19 protein-coding genes are annotated in these 26,693 nt (G+C 72.5%); 1 reads left to right on the top strand and 18 read right to left on the bottom strand.

The features are described from left to right. Positions 1-25: 25 nt before the first annotated feature. From ACFYOH_RS12865 to ACFYOH_RS12905, 9 genes are all read right to left on the bottom strand, one after another. The gene (locus ACFYOH_RS12865) at positions 26-1,219 is read right to left on the bottom strand and encodes an MFS transporter (protein WP_388624601.1); all 1,194 of its coding nucleotides are present in this window, start codon (positions 1,217-1,219) and stop codon (positions 26-28) included. Beyond that, the gene (locus tag ACFYOH_RS12870; protein WP_388624604.1) at positions 1,219-1,722 is read right to left on the bottom strand and encodes a GNAT family N-acetyltransferase; all 504 of its coding nucleotides are present in this window, start codon (positions 1,720-1,722) and stop codon (positions 1,219-1,221) included. Before ACFYOH_RS12870 ends, ACFYOH_RS12865 begins: the two co-directional genes overlap by 1 nt. A 1-nt stretch (position 1,723) precedes the next feature. Continuing rightward, positions 1,724-2,956, bottom strand: coding sequence for an alanine racemase (locus ACFYOH_RS12875; protein WP_388624975.1), 1,233 nt, complete (start codon positions 2,954-2,956; stop codon positions 1,724-1,726). Between the two features lie 32 nt (positions 2,957-2,988). Next, entirely contained in the window at positions 2,989-4,281 is a 1,293-nt protein-coding gene (locus ACFYOH_RS12880) for a DUF6271 family protein (RefSeq protein WP_388624607.1), read from the bottom strand. Beyond that, positions 4,278-5,354 carry a phytanoyl-CoA dioxygenase family protein gene (locus tag ACFYOH_RS12885; RefSeq protein WP_388624609.1) on the bottom strand — a complete coding sequence of 359 codons (1,077 nt, stop codon included), beginning with the start codon at positions 5,352-5,354 and terminating at the stop codon, positions 4,278-4,280. Before ACFYOH_RS12885 ends, ACFYOH_RS12880 begins: the two co-directional genes overlap by 4 nt. Before the next feature lie 97 nt (positions 5,355-5,451). Continuing rightward, positions 5,452-6,939: a glycoside hydrolase family 3 protein gene (locus ACFYOH_RS12890; protein WP_388624610.1), complete on the bottom strand. Its 1,488-nt coding sequence runs from the start codon at positions 6,937-6,939 to the stop codon at positions 5,452-5,454. Between the two features lie 8 nt (positions 6,940-6,947). Then, the gene (locus ACFYOH_RS12895) at positions 6,948-7,778 is read right to left on the bottom strand and encodes a carbohydrate ABC transporter permease (RefSeq protein WP_388624613.1); all 831 of its coding nucleotides are present in this window, start codon (positions 7,776-7,778) and stop codon (positions 6,948-6,950) included. Then, positions 7,775-8,773 (bottom strand): carbohydrate ABC transporter permease, encoded by a 999-nt coding sequence (locus tag ACFYOH_RS12900; RefSeq protein WP_388624616.1) that lies wholly within the window; start codon positions 8,771-8,773, stop codon positions 7,775-7,777. Before ACFYOH_RS12900 ends, ACFYOH_RS12895 begins: the two co-directional genes overlap by 4 nt. 99 nt (positions 8,774-8,872) lie before the next feature. Next, positions 8,873-10,150 carry an extracellular solute-binding protein gene (locus tag ACFYOH_RS12905; RefSeq protein ID WP_388624619.1) on the bottom strand — a complete coding sequence of 426 codons (1,278 nt, stop codon included), beginning with the start codon at positions 10,148-10,150 and terminating at the stop codon, positions 8,873-8,875. Positions 10,151-10,474: 324 nt separating this feature from the next. Between ACFYOH_RS12905 and ACFYOH_RS12910 the strand changes: the two genes are divergently transcribed. After that, a complete protein-coding gene (locus ACFYOH_RS12910) occupies positions 10,475-11,278 on the top strand; it encodes a GntR family transcriptional regulator (RefSeq protein WP_388624621.1) in 804 nt (267 codons plus the stop codon). A 47-nt stretch (positions 11,279-11,325) separates the two neighbouring features. Here ACFYOH_RS12910 and ACFYOH_RS12915 read toward each other — a convergent pair whose 3' ends face one another. The 9 genes from ACFYOH_RS12915 to ACFYOH_RS12955 all read right to left on the bottom strand — a co-directional run bounded on the left by ACFYOH_RS12915 (position 11,326) and on the right by ACFYOH_RS12955 (position 26,687). After that, a complete protein-coding gene (locus ACFYOH_RS12915; protein ID WP_388624624.1) occupies positions 11,326-12,894 on the bottom strand; it encodes an MmgE/PrpD family protein in 1,569 nt (522 codons plus the stop codon). A 92-nt stretch (positions 12,895-12,986) separates the two neighbouring features. Then, positions 12,987-13,355 carry a nuclear transport factor 2 family protein gene (locus tag ACFYOH_RS12920; RefSeq protein WP_388624626.1) on the bottom strand — a complete coding sequence of 123 codons (369 nt, stop codon included), beginning with the start codon at positions 13,353-13,355 and terminating at the stop codon, positions 12,987-12,989. A gap of 50 nt (positions 13,356-13,405) precedes the next feature. After that, positions 13,406-14,368: a diacylglycerol/lipid kinase family protein gene (locus ACFYOH_RS12925; RefSeq protein WP_388624628.1), complete on the bottom strand. Its 963-nt coding sequence runs from the start codon at positions 14,366-14,368 to the stop codon at positions 13,406-13,408. Positions 14,369-14,503: 135 nt separating this feature from the next. After that, complete coding sequence (locus ACFYOH_RS12930) at positions 14,504-15,697, bottom strand: cytochrome P450 (RefSeq protein WP_388624631.1); 1,194 nt, start codon at positions 15,695-15,697, stop codon at positions 14,504-14,506. A 150-nt stretch (positions 15,698-15,847) separates the two neighbouring features. Beyond that, complete coding sequence (locus ACFYOH_RS12935; RefSeq protein ID WP_388624633.1) at positions 15,848-17,317, bottom strand: MFS transporter; 1,470 nt, start codon at positions 17,315-17,317, stop codon at positions 15,848-15,850. Between the two features lie 151 nt (positions 17,318-17,468). Then, positions 17,469-18,236, bottom strand: coding sequence for a thioesterase II family protein (locus tag ACFYOH_RS12940; protein WP_388624977.1), 768 nt, complete (start codon positions 18,234-18,236; stop codon positions 17,469-17,471). Between the two features lie 29 nt (positions 18,237-18,265). Then, a complete protein-coding gene (locus ACFYOH_RS12945) occupies positions 18,266-19,264 on the bottom strand; it encodes an LLM class flavin-dependent oxidoreductase (RefSeq protein ID WP_388624636.1) in 999 nt (332 codons plus the stop codon). Positions 19,265-19,302: 38 nt separating this feature from the next. Continuing rightward, complete coding sequence (locus ACFYOH_RS12950; RefSeq protein WP_388624639.1) at positions 19,303-20,904, bottom strand: fatty acid--CoA ligase; 1,602 nt, start codon at positions 20,902-20,904, stop codon at positions 19,303-19,305. Between the two features lie 23 nt (positions 20,905-20,927). Next, entirely contained in the window at positions 20,928-26,687 is a 5,760-nt protein-coding gene (locus ACFYOH_RS12955) for an SDR family oxidoreductase (protein WP_388624642.1), read from the bottom strand. Positions 26,688-26,693: the final 6 nt, after the last annotated feature.

Genomic DNA, 26,693 nt, shown 5'->3' on the forward strand with positions numbered 1-26,693 from the left:
CAGTACCGCCACTGCCTGGAGATCCTCACGGACCGCTGAGCGAAGGGCGGGGTTCGGCCGCGGGTGCCGGGGTGCGGTGGTCGGGCCAGGGTATCCGGAACGCGGTCAGCGTCACGATCAGGGCCGACGCGGCGACGGTCGCCATGCCGAGGGTGAGGCTCGTGGCGCCCGCGACGAAGCCGATCAGGGCCGGGCCCGCCAACAGGCCGGTGGTGCCCATCGCGGCGACCAGCGCCAGGGCGTCGGAGCCGTGGCCGGCGGCCGCGACGTAGACGCACGGGGTGACGGCGGCCGCGCCGAGGCCGACGCAGGCGAAGCCGAGCAGCGTCGGGACCAGCCCGCCGGCGAGAAGGGCGAGGGCCAGTCCGGCGGCGGCCACCGCGCTGCCGGCCCGGACCACCCGGCCGTCGCCGAACCGGGTGCGCCAGCGGTCGGCGCACACCCTGGCCAGCAGCATCATCGCGGAGACGACCGCGATGCCCAGCGGGGCCACGGACGCCGAGGCCTTGACGACGTCCTTCAGATAGAGCGTCGACCAGTCGTTCATCGCGCCCTCGGTGATGGTGCCGAAGGCCATGGCGCAGCCCATCAGCAAGGTCGTCCAGGAGGGACGGCCCCGGCGGCGGTTCCGCTTCGGCTCGTCCGGCCTCCCCGGTTCCGTCTGGGTGAGCAGCCCGGAGCGGGCGCCGCCGAGCAGGAGCAGCAACAGGGCCCCGGCCACGGTGAAGTGCGCCGGCACCGACGCGGTCAACGCGGTCACGCCCGAGGTCAGCAGGGCACCGGCCAGCAGACCGGCGCTGAACGTGGCGTGCAGCTGGGACATGGCGGTACGCCCGTACGCCTTCTCCAGCGCGGCGCCCTGGGCGTTCATGGCGACGTTGAGGCAGCCGACCGCGACTCCGTCGGCGCAGACGGTCAGGAGGGCGAGCGGGTAGTTCGGTACGGCGGACAGGGCGGCCAGGACCGCGATGAGGCACGCGGCCGAGGCCAGGGACAGCCGCCGGGAGCCGAGGCGCCGCATCAGGGCGGCGACCAGCGGGAAGGAGGCCGCCGCGCCGGCCCCGCAGGCCATCAGCAGCAGGCCCACCTCCCCGGCGCCCAGGTCCAGCCGGGTCTTCAGCGCGGGCAGGCGGGAGACCCAGCTGCCGTACTGGAGGCCGAGGAAGCAGAACAGCGCCGCGATGGACCACTTGGCGCGCGGAAAGGAGGGGGTGGGCATCAGCTCGCCTTCCGCACGGTGGCCACCTGCGCCGACATGTACACCGCGCCGCTGCCGTAACCGGCCGGCAGGCGTGCCTCGTGGTGCGGGCGGTAGCCGTTGGCCCGCCAGAAGGGTTCCTTGCCCGCGACCGCGATCAGGGACGTGGTCTCGAATCCACGGGTGCGGGCCACGTCCGTCAGATGGCGGGCCATACGGCTGCCGAGCCCTCTGCGCCGCAGGGGCGCGGTGACGACGAGGTCGTGCAGGTGGAGGTTGGAGGAGCAGTGGGGGGTCTTCTCGGGCCGGGTCAGGTCGGGGTAGCGGAATCTCGGGTAGGGCAGGGCCAGTGCGTAGCCCGCGATCCGGCCGTCGAGGTCCAGGACGAGGCAGGTGCCCGCGAAGGCCCGGGAGCGCAGCGCGGCCTCCCCCTCCGTGAGCCCGGTGTCCGCGTAGGCCTCCGCTTCCAGGGCCACCACGTCGGGCCAGTCGGCCTCGGTGATGCCGCGTATCAGGTGTGTCATGTCAGTGATGTCCTTCCTGGCCGCGGACGCACACGCAGGGCAGCGGACCGATGCCGTTGAAGCCCTGGGTCGTATAGCTGGTGGCGTAGGCGCCGGCGGAGAGGATCCACACCGGGTCGCCGGAGCTGACGGACGCCGGCACGCGCACCGGGTACCGGCCCTCGCCGTAGGCGTCGTCGCTGTCGCAGGTGGGGCCGGCGACGATCGCGGAGACGTGCTCCTGTGCTCCGAGGTGGTCCGGGAACACCATGCGATGCGTCAACTGGTCCATCTCGTAGAGGCCGTTGAACTTGCCGCAGCTCAGGTAGAGCCAGTGGGCGTCGGTGCCGTCCGGCTGCCTGCGGCGGGTCAGGCGGGAGACATGGGCGCGGACGGCACCGTGGTCGGCGACCAGGTGACGGCCCGGCTCCATCACGAAGTGGAGCGGGGAGGGAGTGCGGGCGCGCAGCCGGTCCATGCCCTCGCGGAGCACGGTGAAGATCTTGTCCAGGGGCGGGTCGAGGGGGTTTCCATGGCGGTCCCGGTAGCCGAGCGCGGGCAGGCCGCCGCCGAGGTTGACGTGGTCGGGTACGATCCCCCGCCCGGCCAGCGCCGTCAGCGTCCCGGCGAGGATGTCGAGGGCCTGCTGCCAGGCCTCGCCGGTCATCTGCTGGGAGCCGACGTGCACGGACAGGCCGGCCGGGGTGAGTCCGGCCGCGCGGGCCGCCGCCAGCACCCGGACGGCGTCGTCGGGGGTGCAGCCGAACTTGCGGTTCAGGCCCCACAGAGCGCCGTCACCTCCGGTGGCCAGGCGGCAGAACACCCGAGCCCTCGGGGCGTGGGCGGCGATGGCGGTGACGTCCTCGACGCTGTCGGTGGCGAACGTGCGGACACCTAGGCGGTGGGCCTCGGCGATGTCTCGGTCGGACTTGATGGTGTTGCCGTAGTGGATGTGGTCTGGGTGCGCGCCGGCGTGAAGGGCCCGGGTGATTTCGGCGGGGCTTGCCGCGTCGAATCCCGATCCACGGGTCGCGAGGGTGTGCAGGACCTCGTCCACGGGGCAGGCCTTGAGGGCGAAGCGGATGTGGGTGCCGGGCAACTCGGCCAGGAGGGCGTCGTATTGCTGCTCTATGCCGGTGAGGTCGTAGATGATGCGGTCGGATCCGGCTGCGGCGAGTTCGGTGGCGAGGGGTTCGCTGAGTGGTCCTCTGCGGGTCCATCGTGGTTGATCGCGCCCACGCGGCGGTAGCCGCATATCAGGCAGGGCCCCGCGCCCCTGCGGGGCGCTCATGTGCGGGTCGCTTCCATCAGCGCCGGCCAAGCCTCGGCCAGGTACGCGTAGTCCGCGATGTCCGACTCGGCCTCGTCCAGTAACCGGTCGCGCTCCTCGGCGAGTTGCTCGGCGAATGCGGCGTAACGGCCGCCCAGTTTGCGGTACGCCGTGTCCACCCGGTCCAGGCGCCACACGTTCTCGGTGCGGTCCAGGCCCGTGCTCTCCCGCAGGAACTCCACAATCCGGTCGGCCCGCACCTGGTGCCGCTCGTCCAGCAGCTCGGCGCCTTCGGCCGCCATGCGGTCGTACACGTGGTGGAAGTAGAGCATCGACAGCAGGAACTTCACGAACCGCCGCTGGTAGGCCGGGAAGCCGGTGTCGGTGCGGCGTTCGGGGGTGTGGAAGTTCTCGATGTGGCGGTTGTGCAGGATGCCGGGCAGGGCGGCGTCGTGGACCAGGTGGAGGAGGAAGTAGTCGCTGCCGATGGTGTCGGTGGCGGGCGGGAGCGGGACGCGTGCGTAGATCGCGTGGTCGAAGGCGATGTTGCACATGTCGACGCGCATCGGGTCGACCACGGTGAGGGTCGCCCGGTCGCCGGTGAAGGGTGCCGTGCCCGCGCCGGTGAAGGACTCCTCGACCAGGTGCCGCTTGCGTTCCTCGGGCCAGTCGGCGGGCGCCCAGAGGCTGACGACGTCGTGGTACGTCCCCTCGTCCAGCTGTCGTATCTCCCCTATGTCCACGGAGAGTTCGCCGATGAAGGAGGCTCCGGCCAGGGACACCGGACGGTCCGGCAGCGCCGGGTCGAGGTCGGTGGGCAGGCCGTCAGCCGTGGCCTCGGCGGCGGGACGGCCCAGCCAGGGCAGCTCGTGGTGGACGGGGTACACCGGCTGTCCGGCGTGGAGTTGGTAGGTGCTGTCAGAGTCCCTGCGGTGCAGCGAGCGGCAGCCGAGGGCGGCGGCCAGCAGGAAGGCGCGGTTGGTGCAGGCGCCGTAGGAGACGGTCGGCGGGAGCATGAGGTGGAGCAGGCGGTCGGGCTCGGGGAGGCCCGCGCGCTCGATCGTCCGGCGCAGGAAGGCGCGCTGCTCTGACTCGTCGAGGTGGTGGACGGTGACTCCGGGCGCCGGGTGGAGTCCGGCGACGACCCGGGCGTGTTCGGCGCGGGTGGGGTCGTCGGAGGAGTCGAGGATCAGTACCCGGACGTCGGCGCCGAAGCGCCGGGCGGCGTAGGCGGCCTCGTCGTTGATCGCGGTGAGGGTGGCGGAGCAGGCCCGGTTGGTCGGCAGGCAGAGGCAGATCCGGTGGTTCACTGCGCCTCTTTCGCCGTGGCGGTCCAGGAGTCCAGGCCGAGCAGTCTTCTGCCGAGCGGGTTGAGCGTGGCGGGCCCGTAGCGGTCGGCCTCCGGCTCGCGGGCGTCGCCGAGGAGGGTGGCGTTCCAGTCGGGGGTCGCGAGGGTGCGCCAGGAGGCGATCCTGGAGTCGCGCAGGGTCGTGTGCTCCTCCAGCGCGGGCATCATCGACAGGTACTGGACGGCTCGGACAGCGTTGTCGGAGAGGTTCGGTGCCACGCCGTGCGCCAGCAGCCCGTTGAAGATCAGCAGGTCGCCGGCCTGGAGGTCGGGGCGGATCACCGGGAACTCGGCGCGGTCGGTGCCGGGCCGGACCGGGTCGCGGCCGGGCGGCTGGGCCACGCGCCACTCCTCGAAGCGGCGGAAGAGCTCGGGGGCGCACTGGAAGCCGCCGAGTTCGGGCCGGGTGTCGCCCAGGGCGATGATGCCCTGGACGCGCTGCGGGAGGACGGCGAGGGTGGTGTCGACATCCCAGTGCAGCTCGATGTCGAAGCCCTCGTCGGTGGGTTCGATCAGGGAGCGGGAACGGGTGCGGGTGTTCGGCGGGTTGAGGTTGAGCCGGTCCAGGGTGACCCACAGCTCCTCGCAGTCCCATACGTCCACGAACGCGTCGTAGACCCGCCGGGTCTGCCGGCTGTCCCAGATGAGCTGGTGGTGGTAGGCCTCGACGAAGCCGTAGATGAACAGGTGCCGGTCGAGTTCGGAGCGGAACTCCGGTTCCTCGTACCAGGTGTCGGGGCGGTCGGGGTCGAGGCCCTGGAACTGCCAGGCGAAGTCGAGGAGTTGTTTGGCCTCGCCGGGGGTGATGGCCTCGCGGACGATGACGTAGCCGTAGGTCTGCCAGAAGGCGAAGTCCTCTTCGGAGAGCACCCTGAGGGGCTGGGACTTCTCGATGTGGCGCAGGGGCGTCGGGGCCAGGTAGGTCTCGCCGTCGGCGCTGAAGTAGGGGCGGGCGGAGACGGCTCGGTGGAGGTGGAGGTGGAGGTGGGGGTGGGGGTGGGGGTGGGGGTGGGGGTGGGGGTGGGGCGTCTGCATGCGATTCCTCTGGAACACAAGGTGCGGCTGGGATCCGGGGAAAGGGCAAGGTGGAGCGGGCCGCCCGCTCCTGCGGGCGGCCGGTGGAGAAGGTGCGTCAGCCCGCGACGACGGCCTCGGCCGCCGCCACACCGCAGACCCGGGCGGCGCCGTAGGTGGCGATGTGCAGGGCGCCGCGCGGGGCGGCCTGGGGCAGGCCCATCTCGACGACGACGGTGTCGGGGCGGACGGCGAGCAGGGTGTCGAGGGCGGCGCGCATCCAGTCGTGCCGGTGCTCGTCGCGGACCACGGCGACGATCCGGCGGCCGTCGGCCGCCGCGAGGGCCGCCTCACCGGCGCCCTCGCCGGTGAAGGAGCCGGAGTCGGTGCCGGGCAGCAGCCGCTCCAGCTCGGCGGCCACGCCCCAGGGGGTCTGGTCGCCGACGGCGATGTTGCGGGCGGGTTCGAACTGGGCGACGTAGGCGGGTTTGTCGACCGGTACGGCGGTGCCGGCGCGGGTCACTCGCAGCGCGCGGCGGGCCGCGACCAGGCCGACCTCGGGTTCGGGCACGGTCCCGGACGCGGCGGCGCGCGCCCCGGCGGTCCACGCGGCCAGGTCCCGTACCCGGGCGGCCGCGTCGGCGAGCCGTTCCTCGGGCAGTTCGCCGGAGCGTACGGCGGCCACGAGCGCGTCCCGCAGCCTGAGCACGGTGCCCTCGTCGCACAGCCCGCCGCCCACGCAGATGGCGTCGGCGCCGGCCGCGATGGCGAGGACCACTCCGTGCTCCAGGCCGTAGGTGCCGGAGATCGCGCGCATCTCCATGCCGTCGGTGACGATCAGCCCCCGGTAGCCGAGTTCCTCGCGGAGCAGTTCGGTGAGGATGCGGCGGGAGAGGGTGCCGGGGCGGTCCGCGTCGAGGGCGGGCACGAGGATGTGCGCGCTCATGACGGCTCGGGTGCCGGCGGCGATGGCCGCGCGGAACGGGGGCAGTTCCCGCTCGTACAGGGTCCTCGCGTCGACGTCGATGCGGGGTACGGCGTGGTGGGAGTCGACGTTGGTGTCGCCGTGGCCCGGGAAGTGCTTGGTGCAGGCGGCGACACCGGTGGACTGCAGGCCCTCGACCCAGGCGGCGGTGTGCCGGGCGACCAGGTCGGTGCTCGCACCGAAGGAGCGCACTCCGATGACGGGGTTGTCGGGGTTGGCGTTGACGTCGGCGGACGGGGCCCAGTCGAAGTTGACGCCGCAGGCGGCCAGACGGCGGCCGAGTTCGCGGGAGACGGCCCGGGTGAGGGCGGGGTCGTCGACGGCGCCGAGGGCGTGGTTGCCTGGGAAGGAGGAGCCGGTGCGCACATCCAGGCGGGTGACGTCGCCGCTCTCCTCGTCGATGGCGACCAGCAGGTCGTCCCGTTCGGCCCGCAACTGCGCGGTGAGCGCGGTGACCTGGCTCTCGGTGACGACGTTGCGGCCGAACAGGGCGACGGAGGCGAGCCCCTCACCGAGGCGGCGGCGCACCCAGTCGGGCGCGGTGGTGCCGTCGAACCCCGGCTGGAGCACGGCCAGGGCGTCGCGGGTGAGGGTGTCCGGGCCGGTGGCGAGTGTGGTCATCGGCGGTGTCATCCCTTCACGGCGCCGTCGGTCAGGCCGCTGACGGCCTTGCGTTGCAGGAAGATGAAGAGGATCAGGATGGGCAGCGCGAACAGGGACGAGGCGGCCATCGTGGCGCCCCAGTCGTCGCCGAAGGCGGTCTGGAACTGCGACAGCCACAGGGGCAGCGTCTGCTTCTCGATGTCCTTGTTGAGGATCAGGACGAGCGGGTACTCGTTCCAGGCCGTGATGAACCCGAACAGCGAGGTCGCCATCAGACCGGGGGCCAGCAGCGGGAAGATGACCCGGACGAAGGCCTGTGTGCGGGTGCAGCCGTCGACCATGGCCGCCTCCTCCAGGTCCTTCGGTACGGCGGCCACATAGCCGCGCAGCGTCAGGATGGTCAGCGGGAGCACCATCATCGTGTAGAACACGGTGAGTGGCACCAGGCTGTCCAGCATGTCGTTGTCGCGGACGATCATGTAGATGGCGATGATCAGGACTTCCCAGGGGGCCATCTGCGCCAGCATGAACGTCACGATGAGCCCGCGCCGGCCCCGGAACCGCATCCGGGCGAGCGCGAAGGCCGCGAACAGGGCGATGACGAGGGAGAAGACCACCGACAGCACCGTGACGGTGACGGAGTTGACGACCAGTGTCCAGAAGTGGTCGGCGTGGATGGCCTTCTTGAAGTGGCCGAGGGTGACGTTCGTCGGGAACCAGACGGGGTTGTCGGAGATGATGTCGCCGGTCGGTTTGAAGGCCGTGGCGAACATCCAGTAGACGGGGAACACGAAGCCGACGAAGAGGACCACGGCGGTCGCGTTTGGCCAGATGCGGCCGAAGAGCGAGCGCTTCACAGCTCGTCCTCCTCTTGCTTGAGCACCATGCGCAGGTAGTACGAGGTGATGACGAGCAGCACCAGGATGGTCAGGAAGGAGATCGCCGCGCCGACTCCGAAGTGCTGGTTGCCGACGCCCTCGACGAAGGCGTAGATCGGCAGGGTCTCGGTGAGGCGGTCGGGGCCGCCCTGGTTGATGGCGAAGATCTGGGTGAACGCCTTGAAGACCCAGATGACCTCGAGGAAGGTCGTCGCGTAGAGGAAGGGCCGCAGGAAGGGCAGGGTCACCGAGGTGAAGCTCTGCCAGGCACCGGCGCCGTCCAGGGAGGCGGCCTCGTACAGTTCCCTGGGGATCGTGGTGGTGGCGGCGTACAGGTTGATCGCCACGAACGGGATCGACTGCCACACGATCAGCAGGACGACCACGGAGAAGGTGGAGAACTGGCTGCCCAGCCAGTTGTGGTCGGCCATGGAGTGCCAGCCGAGCTTGTCCAGCGTCCAGTTGACGACGCCGAAGCGCTGGGCGAACAGCCACTGGTAGACGGTGGTGGCGGCGATGGGGGGCATCGCCCAGGCCAGGACGAGGCCCACCAGGAGCAGCAGCCGCATCCGCTTGCCGAGCCGGGCCAGCAGCAGCCCGATCAGGGTGCCGAGCACCATGATGAGCACGACGTTGGCGGCGGTGAAGAAGACGGTGCGCTCGACGACGTGCCAGAACTCCGGCTCGGACAGCACCTGCCGGTAGTTGTCGACGCCGTTCCACTCGGTGAGGTGCTGGATGAGCTGCCGCGGGTTCAGGTTCTGGAACGACAGCATGCCGTTCTTGACCAGGGGCCAGCCGAGCAGGACCACCGTGGCCAGCAGCGCGGGCAGCAGCAGGAGGTAGGGGGCGGCGGCACCGCGGCGGGACGGGGAACTGGAGTCACGCTCCGCCCCCCTGGGCGGCCCCGGTGTCCGGGCCTTGCGGACAGCGGGCTCCCCGGCCGTGTCCGTGCCTTGGGTCTGCACTGACATGAGTTGCCATCTCTTCCGTGGCCGTACGAACTCCCCGTGCCGTATGTGCGAACGGCACGGGGAGCCGGGGGCGCCTGTGGTGGCGCCCCCGGCGGGTCATCAGTTCTGCTGGGCCAGCCGCTTGTTGATCTCGCCCTCGACGTCCTTGGCGGCCGCCGCGGGAGCCTTGCCGTTCAGCACCGCGGTCATGTAGGACTTGATCGGGTTGGGGGTGTTCTCCACCGCGGCCCACGCCGGGATCAGCGGGGTGGTGCCGCCGACCGCGGCGCCGGGGGCCGCGGCCTCGGCGGCGGCGTTGCCCGTGAGGTTGCTCTGCAGGGCCGTCTTGTTGGGGACGATGCCGTTGAGCTTGGCCAGTTCGCCCTCGTACTGGTCGGACAGGGCGATCTTCAGGAACTCCTTGGCCAGGGACTGCTTCTTGCTGTTCTGGGCGACGGCGAGGTTGGAGCCGCCGAGGAAGACGCCCTCGGGTTTGTCGGACGTCGCGCCGGGGATGGTGAAGTAGCCGAGGTCCTTCTCGATGGCCTTGTTGGCCTGGACGGCGGTGCCGGCCTCCCAGCCCATGCCGATGAACGCGCCGGTCTTGCCCTTCGCGAAGATGGTGGCCTGCTGCGGGGTGGCCTCGTCCTTGTCCTTGGGTGCCTTGGAGTAGGACGCGTACTTCTTGTAGGTCTCCATGGCCGCGGCGACCTTGGGGTCGGCGAGGTTGGAGACGTACTTGTCGCCCTGCTTCTTCACCAGGTCGCCGCCCTGGCCGATGATCAGGCCGTCGAGGAAGTACCAGTTCTGGCCCGGCAGGTAGAGGGGCTCGGCGTCGGTCTTCTTGCCGATGGTCTCCAGGTCCTTGAAGAACTCGTCGCGGGTCTTCGGGGTGGACTTGATGCCGGCCTTCGCCCAGATCGCCTTGTTGTAGATGACGACACGGTTGGCGAAGTACCACGGGGCGGCGTACTGCTTGCCGTCGTACACGGAGGACTGGGAGACGGACGGCGTCCAGTCGGCGCCGATCTCCTTCTTGAGGTCGGCGAGGTCGGCGAGGCCGCCGGTGGCCGCGTAGGCCGGGGTCTGGGTGTTGCCGACCTCCAGGACGTCCGGCGGGTTGTCCTCGGAGAGGGCGGTGGTGATCTTCTGCTGGATCCCGTCCCACTTCTGGATCTCGAACTTCAGCTTCGCGCCGGTCTTCTTCTCGAAGGCGGCCTGGACGTCCTTGCTCCACTGCGGCGGCGCGGAGCCGTCCATGGTCCAGACGGTGAGCGTCTGGCCCTTCCAGCTGTCCGGTCCCGCGTCCTTGCCGCTGTCCTTGCTGTTTCCGCCACACGCCGCAACGGAGACCATCATGCCCGCGATCACGATCGCGGCAGCGAGCTTGCGCTTCACGCCACCCTCCTCAGGGATGCCACTAATCCCCCCACGCCCTCGGCGGTGACCTGCGTACGACGCTGTTGCACGTAGGGCTCGGGACCTGGCCACTAATGGTGTAGACCAGTAGGGTGGAGCTTGGCCTAGACCTTTCGGGGTGTCAAGGGTGGTCCGGGAAGCCGATTCCGGCCGTTACGAGAACGTCACCGGAGCGCGTCCGTCCGCATCCGCCCGATTCATCCGGCCATCGGACCGGCCGGACCCGAGCGCGCGGGTTGGACTAGACCATAGGGCAGTTGCTCGCTATAACGGGAGACCGTCGACACAGCCGGGAAGGCAGGCATGACCACCGACGTCAGCAGCGCCCAGCCGCATGGAGGGGCGTCCGGCCGCACCGCGCGCGTGCCGAAGTACTACCGGATCAAACAGCGACTGCTCGCCATGGCCGAGGAGTTGCAGCCCGGCTCGGCGATGCCGGCCGAGCGGCTGCTCGCCGTCCGGTTCGACACCTCCCGGACCACCGTCCGGCAGGCGCTCACGGAACTCGTCGGCGAGGGCCGCCTGGACCGGATCCAGGGCAAGGGCACCTTCGTCTCCCAGCCCAAGCTGTACCGCACGCTCCAGCTGACCTCGCACACCGAGGACATGCGCGCCCAGGGCCTGACCCCCGCCTCGCAGGTGCTGGACATCGGGGAGGTCCCGGCCGACCAGCGGCTGGCGGAGCTGCTCGGCATCGGCCTCGGCGAGCCCGTGCTGCGCATCGAGCGGCTGCGGCTGGCCAGCGGCGATCCGATGGCGATCGAGACGACCCACCTGTCCGCGCGGCGCTTCCCCGGCCTGCGCCGCTCGCTGGCGAGCCAGCCCTCGCTGTACACGGCCCTCGCCGAGGTGTACGGCGTCCATCTCGCGGAAGCCGACGAGACCATCGAGACCTCGCTGTCCACCCCGCGCGAGGCGCAGTTGCTCGGCACCGACGTGGGGCTGCCGATGCTGCTGCTGTCCAGGCACTCGCGGGACGCGCAGGGCACGCCGGTGGAGTGGGTGCGCTCGGTGTACCGGGGCTCCCGGTACAAGTTCGTGGCCGCGTTGCGCCGTCCGGCGCAGGGCAACGGCGATACGGCGGGCGGGCGGTTCCCCGTGCAGTGACGGTGTTCCGCCGTGCTGCCGGCCGTCGGGGTGCCGTAGCCGTACCGTCAGTCCAGGAACGCCGTCTCGATCCAGCGGCGCACCGCTCGCGGACGCATCCGGTGCAGCCGGTCCACGGTGTCGGCGACCTCCTGCGCGCCGCCCACCGAAAGGAACTTCTCCCGCACCAGCTCGGCATGGCCCGCCCGGGTCTCCGGGCCGGCCGCCCCGACCGGGATCAGCCGGGTGCGCGAGACCGTACGGCCGTCCGTCAGACGTACGGTGACCCGGGCGCCGGTGGCCTTGGTGGACCGGGAGAAGTCCCGGTCGTCGGCCGCCGACACACCCACCAGGTCCACCAGTTCGTCACCGCCGAAGCCGCGCAACCACGGCACGGCCAGCTCCCCCGCCTCGCGCACCGCCTCGCCGAACGGCGCGTCGGACAGGAAGAGTTCCCGCGTCATCTCCGTGTCGTGCTCCAGCCGTATCCGCCTGGCCAGCGCCCACCGGTCGGGGTCGTCCAGCAGCGGTGCGGAGAAGTCGTCCACGCCGAACTCGCCGGTGAGCAGGGTGGTCGCCACCGGGTAGGGCACGTCCAGCACCAGCGCGCCCAGCGGGGAGCCGGGCCCGGTGACGTACTGGGCGGCCCGCTGCCCCGCGAACAGCGTGTACAGGGAGGCCTCGACGACGACTTCGGCCACGTCCCGCGGGCGCAGCGCGCCGATCTCCTTGTGGATCTCGGCCGCGCAGTCCACCGCCGCGTCGATACCGGGCCCGCCCGGGTGCATCTTGAACGACAGGGTGTCCGTGTGCCAGCGGCGGCCGAGCCCCTTGGCCACCGCCTGGGGCAGCGGCACGGTGGCGAAGCGGGCCAGGAAGCCGTCGCGGTGCTCCATGATGTCCGGCGCCCCGCGCAGCCCGGCGTACGCGGCGTCACAGGCGTCCATCGCGGTGCGCACCGGGGTGAAGGTGTTGAACAGGCGGGCGTCGCTGGCCAGGAAGGCGCGCATCAGCGGCCAGTTGGGCATCGCGAAGGCCAGCCCGAAGGCGTTCTCGAACAGGGCTGCCGGGGTCCGGTCGCAGTGCAGCCGCCCGGCCACCGCGCCGGCCAGATGGGTGTGTACGGCGCTCTGGCCGCGCAGGGGTCCGAGGGTCGCGGAGGCGGTGATCCGGGCCGCGCACTCGTTGGCCGCGACCACCGCGGTGAGCAGCGAGAGCCCGTCCAGCTGCCGGGCGTAGGCGAAGGCGAGCGGCACCGCCACGGTGGAGTTCGACAGGTGTCCGGCGTAGGCGGTGTCGTCCAGGTTCAGCCAGGAACCGAGCGCGGCGAAGACGCCGGCCGCCTGGCGCGGATCGCGCTGCATGGGGTGCCCGAACGCGGCCACCAGCCGTCTGCCGAGCGGGTGTTGCAGCCCCGCGCGGATGGAGGCGATCTGCGAGAGGACCTGGCTCGCGGCGAGCTTCAGCACCCGGCACGGCACATCCTGCGGCCGCAGGGTCGCGGCCCAGTGCGAGAGCTCACGCAACGGGGTGTCGGCCGGGGTGCGGCTGCGGGCGGCCCGGGCCGGGGTGCGGGCCTGCTCGGCCCAGTCGGCGCACAGCGCCCGGGCGACGCTCTCCGCGAGGACGGCGGTCATGGCGGGTACCTTCCGTGCGTGCGCTGGGACGTGCGGGGGAACACGGCTGCGGGAGCACCGTCGCCCCGGTGCTCCCGCAGTGCATGGTGGTGTTACGCGGCCGGGACCTTGTCCAGGAAGCCGTAGACGGCCTTGATCTTGCCCGCCTCGTCGGTGACGAGCACGTCGAAGCCGATGGCGATCGGCTCGGCGCCCGGCTCGGTCACCAGGCCCCACTGGAAGCGGGCCTGGTTGTGGTGGGCGTCGACGGTGCCGTGCAGTTCGAAGGCGAGGCCCTTGAACTGGTCGCGGGCACCGGCCACCACGGCCCCGAAGCCCTCGTGGCCCTCGACCGCGGCGAGCGGGTCGATGTACGGGGCGTCGGCGGTGAACAGCTCGGCGATGGCCGCGGCGCGCTTCTCGGCGTCCGCCTCGTTCCAGATGTCGAGGTAACGGGTGACGGTGGTGGTCAGGTCGCTCATGCGGGCGATCTCCTCTGTGGCGTGCTTGTCTGGTTCTTCGGACAGGTGGATCAGGGGGTGGCCGGCGCCCAGACCGGGAGGGCTCCGGGGAGCACCTCGAAGGTGGCCGTGGTGCCGATGCCGTGCTGGTACTCGCCGTCGTGTTCCAGCGGGAGCCGGCGGCCGTCGGTGCGCTCGACGGTGATCGTGCGCCCGCGGGCGTAGACGGTCGCCGGGTGGTCCATGTGCCGGGCCTCCAGGGTCAGTTCGGGCACCTGGTCCGCCGGGACCGCGCCGCCGATCACACAGACGTCGAGCAGTCCGTCGTCGAGCAGCGAGCCGGGCAGGACCAGGAACCGGCCGCCTCGGTAGCGGCCGCCGCCGACGTTGGCGAGGACCGTGGGGCCCTCGTGCACGACCCGGCCGTCCACGGTGACCCGGCCCGGGTACGGCCGGTAGCCGGCGGCCGTGTCGGCGAAGGCGCGGGCGTAGCGCTCCCGCCCGGTCAGCGGCAGCTCCCGGGCGGTGATCAGCGCGTCGGCGATCACCCCCGAACAGGCTCCGAGATACACGTGGTTGCGGGTCTCGGCCAGGCGGGCCAGGTCGAGGCGGCGCAGGCGGGCGCTGCCGCCGATGCCGTTGTCGGTCAGGACCGCCTTCAGGGACTCGCTCCAGGGGCGCTCGCCCCACAGCATCTTGTAGCCGGAGTTGCCGGTGCCGCCGGGCACCACCGCGAGGGCGGCGTTCCCGGTCACGGGCACGAGTCCCTGGACGGCCTCCCGGACGGTGCCGTCCCCGCCGATGACCACGATCAGGTCGGGGGCACCGGGGGATGCCGCGGCCGGCCGCTGCAGGGCGCGGCGCACCGCGACCGTGGCGTCACCGGGGCCGGTGGTGAGGTGCACCTCGGTGTGCTCCAGACAGGAGGCACACAACTGCCATACTTCTTCGACCAGTTCGGGCGAGTGGCTGCCGGAGGCGGGGTTGCCCAGGACGAGCGCCCGGGTGGGAGCCGCGGCTGCGGTGTCTGCCATGGCGGGCGTGCTCCTTCTCGTCGGACGGCAGCGGGCCGACCAGGCCGGGTGGTGCTGCCCCGGTCTCGCCGCGTTTCCCACTGTGCCGGGGGGCGCTGACACGGCGCTGACGCCGGGCCCCGGGGCTCGCGGGGTTCACCAGGTGACCGGCAGTTCCTCCAGGCCGTACACGATCGTGTTCTCGCGGAAGCGGACCTCCTGCGGCGGCACCGCCAGGCGCAGCGTCGGGAAGCGGGTGAAGAGGGCGCTCAGGCACACCTCCAGCTCCATGCGGGCCAGCGACGCGCCGGGGCACAGATGGGCGCCGAAGCCGAAGGCGAGATGGCCGGAGGCGTCGCGGCGGATGTCGAGGCGTGCGGCGCCGGGGTAGACCGACTCGTCGTGGTTGGCGGCGGGGATGGCGACGATCACGCCGTCCCCCTTGCGGATCCTCGCCCCGCTCAGCTCGACGTCGTCCACGGCGGCCCGCACCTGGTTGTCCTGCGAGATGGACCAGTAGCGCAGGAGTTCCTCCACGGCTGGCTTGAACAGGCCCGGTTCGGCGCGGAGTTCCGCCAGCTGGTCCGGGTCGCGCAGCAGGCTGAGCACGCTGAGGCTGATCTGGTGGGCCGTGGTCTCGTGCCCGGCGACGAGGATGAACCGGGCCATGGCCACGAGGTCCTCGTGGGTCAGCTCGCCGCTCGCCACATAGCGGGTGGCCAGCCGGCTGATCAGGTCGTCCCGCGGAGTGGCGGTGCGCTGTGCGACGAGCCGGTCCAGGAACTGCGACATCTCCACGAAGGCCGCGTACGTCTCCTCGGGGCCGGCGTCCTGGGAGAGGATGACCCGGCTCTGCTCGGTGAAGTCCGCCTCGTCCTCCTCCGGCACGCCGAGCATCCGGGCGATCACCAGGGAGGGCAGCCGGACCGCGAAGCTCGCCACCAGGTCGACCGGGCGGGGGCCCGCCGCCAGCTCGTCCAGCAGCTGTTCGACCAGGAGTTCCACCTCGGGGCGCAGGGCGCGGGTGCGGCGCGCGGTGAACTCGGTCATCGCCATGCGCCGCAGCCGGCCGTGCTCCGGGTCGTCCATGCGGCTGAAGGACATCACGCCGGGCTCGGGCGGCAGCTGGATCCGGATCGGGAAGCCGGGCTGCTGGTCGTCGGCGCTGAAGCGGTGGTCGTTGAGCACCCGGCGCACGTCCGCGTGCCGGGTGACCAGCCAGGCCTCGCCGCCGCGTATGCGCACCCTCAGCGGGGGCCGCTCTCTCAGCTCCGCGTAGGCGTCCGGGGGTGCGTAGGGGCAGGAGCGGGGCATGGGCCAGGCGGGGAGTGGGTCAAGGGTGTCGGGCACGGATGTCCTCCGTCGGCTCGGCCGAAATCCGGTGGGTTGTTTCGGCCAGCGTGGAGGAGACGGCTGACGGAGTTCTGATGCAGCACTGACGGGCGCACGGAGGCTTTGCCTCCGTGCGCCCGTCAGGCGGTGGTCCACCCGGCCGGTGGGTCAGGACGCCTGCGCCCGGCGCGGCAGCAGCTGGACCAGCAGTGCCACCGCGACGCAGATGCCCGCCTGGACCAGCAGGCCCGCACCGAAGGCGTGGGCGTAGGAGTGGGCGGTGACCTGGTGGCCGGCGACGCCGAAGAAGACGACGCCGATGACCGCGATGCCGACGGCGTTGCCCATCTCCTGGGCGGTGGAGAAGACCCCGGAGGCGGCGGCCGCGTGGTGCGGGGCGACGCCCTCCAGGACCAGCGAGGCGAGCGGGGCGACGACGAAGCCCATGCCGAAGCCGGCGAGCACCATGGCCGGGATGCACCAGCCGACGGAGCCGCTGCCGCCCAGCTCCCACGCCGTGGCGGCGAGCGCGATGTTGCCGACCGCCTGGAGCAGCGCGCCGATGGTCAGGACCTGCTTGCCCAGCTTGCCCGCGACCTTCGGGGACTGCGCGGAGCCGATGAAGAAGCCGAGGCCGAGCGGGATGAACAGCAGACCCGACTGGAGCGCGGACAGGCCGCGGCCCTCCTGCAGATACAGCGCGAGCACCAGGAAGAAGGAGGCCATCGCGGCGAAGAACACCAGCAGCGAGACGACGCCCACGCCGAACGCGCGGTCCGCGAACAGGCTCGGGTGGACCAGCGGCGACTTGTCGCGGGCCGCCTTGCGGCGCTGGGTCCACCAGAACGCGGCCAGCAGCGGTACGGCCGCCACCAGGCACTCCCAGGTCCAGGTCGGCCAGCCCTGCTCACGGCCTTCCACCAACGGCAGCACGACGGCGGCGAGTCCCGCGGTCACCAGGATCACGCCGGTCCAGTCGAGACCGGTGTGGCCCTCGGCCCGGGACTCGGGCACCACCTTCGGCGTGAGCAGCAGGACCACCGCGCCGATCGGGGCGTTGATCAGGAAAATGGTCCGCCAGTCCCAGCCGAAGATGTCGGCCTTGATCAGCAGGCCGCCGATCAGCTGGCCGAACACCGCGGAGGCGCCCATCGTGATGCCGTAGGCGTTGAACGCGGCGACCCGGGCCTTGCCCGCGTAGGCCGTGGTCAGGATGCCGAGGACCTGCGGGATGACGAGGGCGGCCGCGGCGCCCTGCACCGCGCGCGCCACGATCAGCTCGGTCATGTTCGGGGCGATGCCGCAGGCCAGCGAGGCGAGCGTGAACAGGGCCAGGCCGATGGAGAAGACCTTCCGGCGGCCGTAGAGGTCGCCGAGCCGGCCGCCGGTGATCAGCATGGCGGACAGGCCGATGTTGAAGGTCGCGGCGACCAGCTGGATCTCGGCGCTGGTCGCGTGCATGTTCCGCTGGAGCGACGGGATGGCCACGTTGACGATGAAGAAGTCGACGTTGGCGATGAACAGGCCGGCCAGCACGACCCAGAGCGCACCCCAGGCGGGCTTGCCCGCGGCCTCCTCGATGTCCGGTGGCGAGGCGGCCGAGGCCGCGCTGCCGGTCAGTTCCGCTTCGGTGGTCATGGACGACCCTCCTAGGTCGTTTCGTGCTGGTGGGGGGCGTGCCGAAGAGGTCCGCGAGCACGCGAGGGGCACGGGACGGCACTCGGTACGGCAGTCCTCCGAGCACTGTCCCGCACCCCGCTGACACGGCGCTGACACGGACCCTCGGCGGTCAGCGCACCGCCGCCGCGGCCAGCCGCTGGAGCCGGTGCGCGAAGTGCGCGGTGACGGCTTGGGCGTGGGTGTCGATGTAGAAGTGGCCGCCGTCGTACTCGCTGTGGCCGAGGTAGGCCGGGGTGCGGCCGGCCCAGTGGGCCATGGCGTCCGGGGCCTCCTGGAGCGGGTCGCTGCGGCCGCCGTAGGAGGCGAGCGGGCAGGTGACGCCCTTGCCGTCGTCCTCGTACTGGGCGGCGACCCGCAGGTCGGCGCGGAGCGCGGGCACGACCAGGGCTAGCATCTCGGGGTTGTCGTAGATCTCCGCCGGGAAGGACCCCAACTTCTTGATCCACTCGACGAGTTCGGGCTCCGGCATCCGGCTCTGCTCCTCCGTCGGCTGGAAGAAGCCCTCGGGCGACCAGCCGGACATGCCCACCAGCACCGGCGCCGGTCCGCCCTCCTCCTGCATCCGGATGGCCAGCCGGAACGCCAGCTGGGCGCCTAGGCAGTGCCCGAAGAGGGCGAACGGCCGCTCGTCCAGGTCGTTCAGCACCGCCTCGTGCAGGGCGTCGAGCAGCGGCCAGAACTCCTCGTACGTCGGCTCCTCCCGGCGGTTGTGGCGGCCGGGCAGGGTGACGGCCTGCGGGGCGATGTCCGGCGGCAGCAGGCGCTCCCAGTCGCGGTAGATGATGGCGCCACTGCCCGCGTGGGGCAGCAGGAACAGCCGGACCGAGGCGTCGGGCGAGGGCTCCACGGGGTGGAACCAGTGCCCCTCGCTGGACATCTGGCTGCCTATGGTGCCGATGGCGGTGGTCACGACGGCGTACTCCCAACGGTGGTGGACGGGCCGAGGGCGCGTACCGCGGGCAGCAGCACCTCGGCGATCTCCTTCAACTGCGGCTCGGGGTCGAGCGATCCGATCCGTACGACCAGATGCCGGGCGCCGGCCCGGACGTATCCGCCGAGCCACTCCGCGCACTTCTCGGCGCTGCCCCAGGCGTAGGCCTGGATGCTGCTCATCTGCTCCAGGGAGCGGCCGTAGTAGTGGCTGATGTAGTGCTCCAGCTCGGCCCTGGCGGCGCTCTCGTTGCTGTTCACGGTGACCGTGGCGTACAGCGCGGGAGTGACCGTGCGGCCGGCCTCCGCCGCGAGTTCGGCGATACGGCGGCGGGCGCGGGCGTAGGCGTCGACGTCGGGCAGGAACGGCAGCCAGCCGTCGTAGCGGGCCGCCGCGCGGGCGAGGACCTTCGGGGTGTCGCTGCCGGCGAGCCAGAGGGGCGGGCCGCCGGGCACCGCCGGCGAGGGGAGCCGGTCGAGGTTGTCGGCCTGCCAGAACCTGCCCTGGAACTCGGCGGGTTCGCCCTCGTCGTGGGACCGCCAGGCCGTCCGCCACAGCGCGGTGATCTCGTCCAGGCGGCCGACGCGGCCCTGGAAGGAGGCGCCGACGGAGGCGAACTCCTCCTCGGTCTCGGCCATGGGGAACCCGGAGCCGAGCCCGAGAACCAGCCGCCCGGCTGCCACATGGCTGAGGCTCGCGATCATGTTGGCGCCGATGAGGGGGTGGCGCAGGGCGGGGGTGAGGGCGGCGGTGCCGACGGTGATGCGCCGGGTGGCCGCGGCCGCGGCGGACAGTACGATCAGCGGGTCCAGGCGAGGGCGGGCCGTCAGTGAGTCCCCGGCCCACAGGGAGTCGAACCCGAGGGCTTCCGCCTGACGGGCGAAGTCGAGCAGGGGGGCCGCCGCATAGCTGCCCCTGATGGCCTGTTCCCGGGTGGGCAGCTGGACGCCGACCCGCAGGGCCTCTGCTCTCATGGTCAACTCCTCTTCCGCTGGGCGATGTCGATACGTCGTCATAGTGCGTGGCCCAGCGGGTCCCTGGCTGGTGCCGCCAGTACCTCCCGCACCGCGCGGCGCAGGATCTTCCCCGAGGGGTTGCGCGGCAGGGAGGCCGTGAAGTGGTACGTCCCCGGGATCTTGTAGTCGGCGATGCGGCCCCGCAGGGACAGCAGGAGTTCCCGTGGGGTGGCACTCGCCCCGGGCTTCAGCACGACCACCGCGTGCACGCTCTCGCCCCAGCGGTCGTCGGGCAGGCCGACCACCGCCACGTCGGCCACCGCGGGATGCGCGGCGAGGGCCTTCTCGACCTCCGCCGGGTAGATGTTCTGCCCGGCGACGATGATCGTGTCGTTGATGCGGTCGCACAGGTGGAGGTAGCCGTCCTCGTCGAGGTAGCCGGCGTCGCCCATGAGCAGCCACTCCCCCACCAGGGTGCGGGCCGTGGCCTCGGGCAGGTTCCAGTAGCCGAGCATCCGGGAGGGGGTGCGGACGCAGATCTGGCCGACCGCGCCGGGCGGCAGGGTCTCGCCGCCGGGGCCGATCACCTTGACGTCGGTGCCGGGGCAGGGGCGGCCCACGGAGTTCAGCCTGGTGCTTCCGGGGTGATGGGCGTCCGGCGGGAGGCACACCGCCACGCTGCCGGTCTCGGTGCTGGCGTAGATCTGGGCGAACTCGCAGTCGTACGTCTCCAGGCACTGCTTGAGCAGGGTCTCGGACATGGGGGCGGCGCCGTACGCGATCTTGCGGAGCGAGCGGAACGCCTCGGGTCCGGCCTCGCGTTCGGCCGCCATCGCCTGGAGCATCGCGGGAGCGGCGAAGGTGGTCGTCACGCGGTGCGTCCGGATGAGCCGGACCGCTTCCTGCGGGTCGAACTGCGGCATGATGACGTTGGTGCCGCCCGCGTTGAGGGTGTGCAGGAACCAGCCGATGCCGGCCACGCCGAAGCCCGGCAGCGAGATCAGGGCCACGTCCTCGGGCCGCCAGTCGATCCAGTCGACGCCCTCGGCGCGGCTCGCGTGCGGCAGCGTGAAGAAGCTGCGGTGGGCGAGGACGGCGCCCTTGGGCAGGCCGGTCGTGCCGCTGGTGTAGATCTGGATCACCGCGTCGTCCGGGCCGGTGCCGGGCGTGGGGTCCGTCTCGGGCTGGTCGGCCGCCCAGGCGAGCACGCCGGCGCCGCGCGCGGGTTCGCCGTCGGCGTCGGTGCCGTCGACGCGGATCACCCGGCGCAGTCCGCGCAGTTGGTGGCGGACGGTGGCGACGGTGTCCCAGAACTCGTCGTCCACGAAGATCAGTGTTGCGCCGGAGTCGCGCAGGATGTGGTCGACCTCGTTCGGGGTGAGCCGCCAGTTGACCGGGACCAGGACCGCGCCGGCCTTGGCGCAGGCGATCATCACGAGGTAGTAGTTCGCGGACTCGCGGCCCAGGTAGGCGACCCGGTCACCGCGCCGGACGCCGCCGGCGCGCAGGGCGTGCGCGGCCCGGTTGCTGTCCTGGTGGAGCTTGGCGTAGGTGGTGACCCGGCCCTCGCAGACGATCGCCGGGTGCTCCGGGCGGCTTCCGGCGTGGGCGCGCACGGAGTGGTGGAGCGTCCAGCGCTCCCTCGGTGTGTCGGTCATCTCGGTTTCCCGTCCCTTGCTGTTCACGCTGCCGGGGCGAGCTGCCCGTCGACGAACCGGGCCAGCGCGCGGACCGTGGGGTGGTCATGGGTGAGGGAGGCCGGCAGGGGCAGCCGGAACGCCTGCTCCAGTGCGGCCTTGACCTGCTGGGCCATCAGGGAGTCCAGGCCCAGCGACACGAATTCGGCGTTCGCGTCCAGCTCGTCGCCCTCCTCCAGGTGCAGGACGGCGGCGACCTTCTCGCGGACCACGCGGGTGACGGCGGCGAGCCGTTCGGCCTCCGGCAGCGCGGCCAGCGCGCCGAGGTCGAGGCCGGTGCCGTCCTCGTCCGTGGTCCGCCGGGCGAGCCGGTCGTAGAACAGGTCGCCGGTGACGCTGCCGGAGACATAGCGGTCCCAGTCGAACTCGCCCACGATCCGCTGGGTGCGCGGCCGGCCCCAGAGCCGGGCGAGCGTGTCCAGGGCGCGGGTCGGGGAGAAGAAGCGGACGCCGCTGCGTTCGATCTCCTGGCTGAGGTGCTCCTCGAGGCGGGCGGACATACCGACCCGGGCCCAGGCGCCCCAGTTGACCGACAGGCCGGGCACCCCGCGCCGGCCGCGCCACTCGGCGAGCGCGTCGAGGGCGGCGCTGGCGGCGGCGTAGTGGCCCTGGGTGGCGCCGCCGAGGACGGAGGCGATGGAGGAGTAGGTGACGAAGAACTCCAGCTCCGGGAAGGCCTCCTCGGCGGCCTCGTGCAGCAGCCAGCCGCCGTAGGCCTTCGCGGCGAGCTGGGCGTCGATGGACTCCCAGGTCAGCTCGGAGATCAGTTTCTTGTCGTAGGAGCCGGCGGCGTGCACGATCCCGCCGACCGGGTACGGGCCCGCCGCGAGCTGCCGGACGAGCCGCCGCACGTCCTGCGGGCGGGAGATGTCGGCGCGTACGACGTCGATCTCGGCGTCTGCGGCGAGGTCGGCGAGGAGCGCCGAGGCCTCCTCGGTGGCCCGGCCGCCGCGGCTGACCAGGGTCAGGTGCCGGGCGCCGAGGGCAGCCAGCTTGCGGGCGGTGACCAGGCCGAGACCGCCGAGGCCGCCGGTGACCAGGTAGGTGCGGTCGGCGCGGAGCCGGGCGGGGTCCTCCTCGACCGCGTACGGCTGCGGCTCGGGCCGGCCCTCCGGCGGGATCACCGCGTCCCGTTGCGATCCGGCCCGGCCCTCCGCCAGGAGCACCGCGTCCGGCGGCTGCTCGGCCGGGTCCTCGGGCAGGGTCACCCAGGCCCGTCCGGCCGGGTCGGCGAGGGCGGTGCGCAGGGCTTCGCCGGTCTCGTCGAGCCGGAAGCGGGGCGCGGCGTCGTCGGAGCCTGTGGCGTGAACAACGGCCGGGACGGGCACGGTGAGCGTGGCACGGAAGGTGCCGTCGTGGCGCACGAGCACCTCGTCGCCCGGCGCGAATCCGGTGCCGTCGGCGGTGGCGAGGACCGTGCCGCGCGCCAGCCGCCCGAGCAGCGGCGGGGGTTCCTCCTCGCCCTCCGCCGCGCGTTCCGCCCGGCCGGTGTCCAGGGCGGCGCGGGCGTCCTCGGCGGTGAGGCCGACGGTGTGCACGCGGACCTGGACCTCGCCGGCCCCGGGCGCCCGGTCGGGGACCGGGGCGAGGGCCAGGTCGGAGAGGTCGCCGGAGTCGGGGGCGCGCAGTTCGAAGCCCCCGGTCCAGGTGAGCGCGGTGTCACCGGCGAGCAGCCGGCGCACATAGCGGCGGCCGGGCCGGTGGGCGACCTGGTACTCGCCGGGCGGCTCGGCCCGCCACTCCTCGGCGAGCGGGGCGAGGCCGCTGCCGGGGGCGAGGTCGACCAGGGTGGCCCGGTACTGCGGGTACTCGGTGAGCAGCACCCGGCCGAAGCCCCACAGGGTGGCGGCGCCGAGGTGGCCGCCGTCGCCGGCCGGGTCGCCGGGCAGCCACTGGGCGCCCTCGGTGACCAGCCACAGCCGGGGCGGCCGGGCCGCGGCCTCCAACGCGCCCACGAGCGCGAGGAGTTCGCGGTAGTTGTCCTCGCACTCGGCGCGCAGCCGCTCGGCGGACATCGGCTCGGGGCGCTGCCGCCACAGCCGGCAGACGTCGGTGACGGTGGGGTCCTCCAGGGCGGCCTTGAGGTCGGTGAGGCCGGTCAGCCAGGTGACCTTGAGACCGGGCTCGGCGGCGAGTTCGGCGGCCCGCGCGGCGGACGGGTCGAGCAGCACCACATGCCGGGCCGGGCTGTGCTCCTTGGCCGGCAGGGCGCGGCGCACCCAGTCGGGGCGGTGCAGGAACTGACGGCGGCCGGCGCGACCCTCGGGCCGGGCCATGCGTACCCCGAGCAGCTCGGCGACCGGCTCGCCGTTCTCCAGCAGCAGCACGTCCGCGAGGCGCCGGTCCTGTTCGCCGCGCACCCGGGCGAGGACCCTCAGGTTCTCGCCGCGCGGCTTGCGGAAGTGCCGTACGGCGGCGATCTCCCGCGGCACGAACACCGGGCCCTCGGGGTCGAGGACGACCAGGGCCTGCACGGCGGCCTCCAGCAGCTCGGCCGGGACGTGTTCGACGGCGGTGGCGTCGCGGCCGGTGAGCTCGCCGGTGACCAGTCCGTCGCCGTGCCGGGCGGCGCGCAGCAGGAGTCGCATCCTCGGCCCCTGGGGGCGGCCGACGGAGGCGAGGTCGGTGTAGATGTCCTCGTCGTCGATGTGCTGGGCGGCGGGGGCGAGCGTGGCGTCCAGTTCGGCCAGCTCCGAGACCGGGACGAGGGGTTCGGGCGCCGCGGCGACGACGGCGGTGGCGTGCAGGTTCTCCTCACCGCCGACGATCGTGAACACCTCGACCTCGGCGCCGCCGCCGTGCCGGGGCCGCCAGCGGGTGGTCAGCGCGGTCACGGTCTCGGCGGGCAGCTCCAGCGGGGCGAGCAGCCTCAGGTCGCGGACGGCGGAGCGGGCGTGGCCCTGGACCGCGTCCTGCACGGCGAACAGCAGGTCGACGTAGGCGCCGGCGGGCAGCACGGTACGGCCGCCGTCGGCGAGGTCGGCGAGCGCGCCCAGCTCCTCGGCGGTGAACTCGGCCGTGAACTCCCGCACCCCGCTGGCGAACCGCTCCTCGATGCCGAGCAGCGGGTGCCGGGCGCTGCCGTTCGCGGCGGACCGGCGCGGGGTGACCGAGGGCAGCCAGTAGCGCTTGCGCTGGAAGGCGTAGGTCGGCAGGTCCACGCGGGCGGGCACCGGGTGTCCGGCGTGGTAGCCGCTCCAGTCGACGGTGAGGCCGGCCGTGTAGTAGTCGGCGAGCGCGGTGAGGGTGGTCGCGGTCGTGGTGTCGCGGCGGCGCAGGCTCGCGAGCCACAGGTGGTCCTCGGCGGTGACGCCGCGCCGGGCGAGCGCGGTGAGCGCGGCCTGCGGGCCGATCTCGACCATCGCGTGCCGCCCGCGCTTGGCGACGGCCCGGATGCCGTCGAGGAAGCGGACGGGTTCGCCGATGTGGCGTACCCAGTAGTCCGGGTCGCCGATCTCCCGGAAGCGGGCGAGGCGGCCGGTGACGTTGGAGATGAGGCTGATGGCCGGCTCGCGGAAGGTGATGCCGTCGAGGGCGGCGCGGAAGTCGTCGTAGACCTCGGCCATGAGCGGGGAGTGGAAGGCGTGGGAGACCTTGAGCCGGTCCACGCGGACGCCCTTGGCCTCCAGGGCGGCGACCACCTCGTCCAGCGCGGCCGTGGCGCCCGATATCACCGTCTGGTCGGGGGCGTTGATGCCCGCCAGGGCCAGGTCGTCATGTCCCTGGAGCAGGGGCTCGACGTCCTCGACGGGCGCGGCGACGGCGGCCATCCCGCCCGCGGTGCGCACGGCCTGCATCAGCCGGGCGCGGGCGGCGACCAGCCGGACCGCGTCGGGCAGGTCGAACAGCCCGGCGACGGCGGCGGCGACGACCTCGCCGATGCTGTGTCCGATGAGCACGTTGGGCCGGGCGCCCCAGGCCATCCACTGCCGGGCGAGGGCGTACTCCAGGGTGAACAGGGCGGGCTGGGTGTACTCGGTGCGGTCGATCGCCTCCGGGTCGGCGGCGGTGCCGAGCAGCAAGTCCCTTACCGATACCGAACGGCCGAGACGGGCGGCGAACAGCTCGTCGCACGCGTCCACGTGCTCGCGGAAGACGGGGCAGGCCGCGTAGAGGGCGGCGCCCATGCCGGCGTACTGGGAGCCCTGGCCGGTGAACAGGAAGGCGGTCTTGCGGATGCCCGAGGGGCCCTCGTGTTCCTGCTCGGCGGCCCGGTCGAGGAGCCTCGCCAGCGCGGCCCGGTCGGCGACCGGGGCGGCGATGCGGTAAGGGTGGTGGGCGCGGGTCGTGTTGGCGCTGTGGCACAGCGCTTCCAGGGGCTGCCGGTCGGCCGACTCCCGGTAGGCGGCGGCGAGTTCGCGCAGGGCGGCGGCGTTCTTCGCCGACAGGGTGAACAGCGGTGCCGCCCCTTCGCCCGCGGCGGGCTCCGCGGGCGCGGGCGCCTGCTCCAGCACCACCGCGCCGATGGTGCCGGCGAACCCGAAGCTGTTGACGACCGCCCGCCGTACCTCGGCGTCCCACGGCTCGCAGGCGGTGGGCACCCGCAGCGGGTAGAGGTCCCAGGGGATGCGGCCGGAGGGCGTCTCCAGGTTGAGGTGCGGGTAGATCGTCCGGGCCCGCAGCTGGAGCACGGTCTTGATGACGCCGACGATGCCGGAGGCGGGCTCCATGTGCCCGAGGTTGGTCTTCACCGAGCCGACCAGCACGGGCCGGTCCTTGGTGTGGGAGTCCACGAACACGTCGCCGATGGCACCGAACTCGATGGGGTCGCCGAGCGGGGTGCCGGTGCCGTGCGCCTCGACGTACTGGATGTCCCCGGGCGTCAGGCGGGCGGCGGCGAGCGCGCTGCGGATGACCTTCTCCTGGGCCGGTCCGTTGGGCACGGTCAGGCCCGCGCTGTCACCGTCCTGGCCGACGGCCGTACCGCGCACCAGGGCGAGGATCCGGTCGCCGTCGCGCTCGGCGTCGGACAGCCGCTTGAGCACGACGATGCCGCAGCCCTCGGCGCGCGCGTAGCCGTCGGCGGACTCGTCGAAGGTCTTGCAGCGGCCGTCCGGGGCGAGCATCTGGGCGTTGGAGAACATCACCGGGATGCGCGGGTGGTGCAGGGCGTTGACGCCGCCGCACAGCGCGATGTCGGTCTCGCCGGCGCGCAGCGCGTTCACGGCGAGGTGCAGGGCGACCAGGGAAGAGGAGCAGGCGGTGTCGACGCTCATGCTCGGGCCGCGCCAGCCGAGGAAGTAGGACAGCCGGCCCGACAGCGGGAACATGGTGATGCCGGACGCCAGATGGCCGTCCAGCTCCTCGTACGGCAGTGAGTCCAGCTCCAGGGCGTAGTCGATGGAGCTGGCGCCGATGTAGACGCCGCCGTTGCCGCGGCGCAGCGGGGCCGGGTCGATGCCGGCGTGCTCCAGGGCCTGCCAGGCGGTCTCCAGCAGCAGCCGCTGCTGGGGGTCCATGTAGCGGGCTTCCTTCGGGGAGATGTTGAAGAAGCCCGCGTCGAACAGGTCGATGCGGTCCAGGAACCCGCCGGCCGAGGCGATGATCTTGCCCTTGTCGTCGGGGCCCTCGGGGGTGAACGCCTCGACGTCCCAGCGGTCCCGCGGGATCGGCCCGATCCCGCTCCTGCCCTCGTTGAGGAAGGCGTCGAACTCGTCGGGCGAGCCGCTGCCGCCGGGGAACCGCAGACCGATTCCGACGATCGCGACCGGCTCGGGCGCCTGCTCTGTCTCCGTACGCGGCATGGAGCG

The sequence above is a fragment of the Streptomyces sp. NPDC007856 genome (assembly GCF_042868225.1).
In the GTDB taxonomy this organism is placed as follows: Bacteria; Actinomycetota; Actinomycetes; order Streptomycetales; family Streptomycetaceae; genus Streptomyces.

What these genes read in the sequence shown, in the direction of transcription:
- ACFYOH_RS12935 (WP_388624633.1), bottom strand. Translation starts at nt 17,317, where the DNA reads ATGACCACCGAAGCGGAACTGACCGGCAGCGCGGCCTCGGCCGCCTCG.
- ACFYOH_RS12915 (WP_388624624.1), bottom strand. Translation starts at nt 12,894, where the DNA reads ATGACCGCCGTCCTCGCGGAGAGCGTCGCCCGGGCGCTGTGCGCCGAC.
- ACFYOH_RS12900 (WP_388624616.1), bottom strand. Translation starts at nt 8,773, where the DNA reads ATGTCAGTGCAGACCCAAGGCACGGACACGGCCGGGGAGCCCGCTGTC.
- ACFYOH_RS12955 (WP_388624642.1), bottom strand. Translation starts at nt 26,687, where the DNA reads ATGCCGCGTACGGAGACAGAGCAGGCGCCCGAGCCGGTCGCGATCGTC.
- ACFYOH_RS12920 (WP_388624626.1), bottom strand. Translation starts at nt 13,355, where the DNA reads ATGAGCGACCTGACCACCACCGTCACCCGTTACCTCGACATCTGGAAC.
- ACFYOH_RS12865 (WP_388624601.1), bottom strand. Translation starts at nt 1,219, where the DNA reads ATGCCCACCCCCTCCTTTCCGCGCGCCAAGTGGTCCATCGCGGCGCTG.
- ACFYOH_RS12925 (WP_388624628.1), bottom strand. Translation starts at nt 14,368, where the DNA reads ATGGCAGACACCGCAGCCGCGGCTCCCACCCGGGCGCTCGTCCTGGGC.
- ACFYOH_RS12940 (WP_388624977.1), bottom strand. Translation starts at nt 18,236, where the DNA reads ATGTCCAGCGAGGGGCACTGGTTCCACCCCGTGGAGCCCTCGCCCGAC.
- ACFYOH_RS12910 (WP_388624621.1), top strand. Translation starts at nt 10,475, where the DNA reads ATGACCACCGACGTCAGCAGCGCCCAGCCGCATGGAGGGGCGTCCGGC.
- ACFYOH_RS12870 (WP_388624604.1), bottom strand. Translation starts at nt 1,722, where the DNA reads ATGACACACCTGATACGCGGCATCACCGAGGCCGACTGGCCCGACGTG.
- ACFYOH_RS12890 (WP_388624610.1), bottom strand. Translation starts at nt 6,939, where the DNA reads ATGACCACACTCGCCACCGGCCCGGACACCCTCACCCGCGACGCCCTG.
- ACFYOH_RS12945 (WP_388624636.1), bottom strand. Translation starts at nt 19,264, where the DNA reads ATGAGAGCAGAGGCCCTGCGGGTCGGCGTCCAGCTGCCCACCCGGGAA.
- ACFYOH_RS12950 (WP_388624639.1), bottom strand. Translation starts at nt 20,904, where the DNA reads ATGACCGACACACCGAGGGAGCGCTGGACGCTCCACCACTCCGTGCGC.
- ACFYOH_RS12885 (WP_388624609.1), bottom strand. Translation starts at nt 5,354, where the DNA reads ATGCAGACGCCCCACCCCCACCCCCACCCCCACCCCCACCCCCACCCC.
- ACFYOH_RS12875 (WP_388624975.1), bottom strand. Translation starts at nt 2,956, where the DNA reads ATGCGGCTACCGCCGCGTGGGCGCGATCAACCACGATGGACCCGCAGA.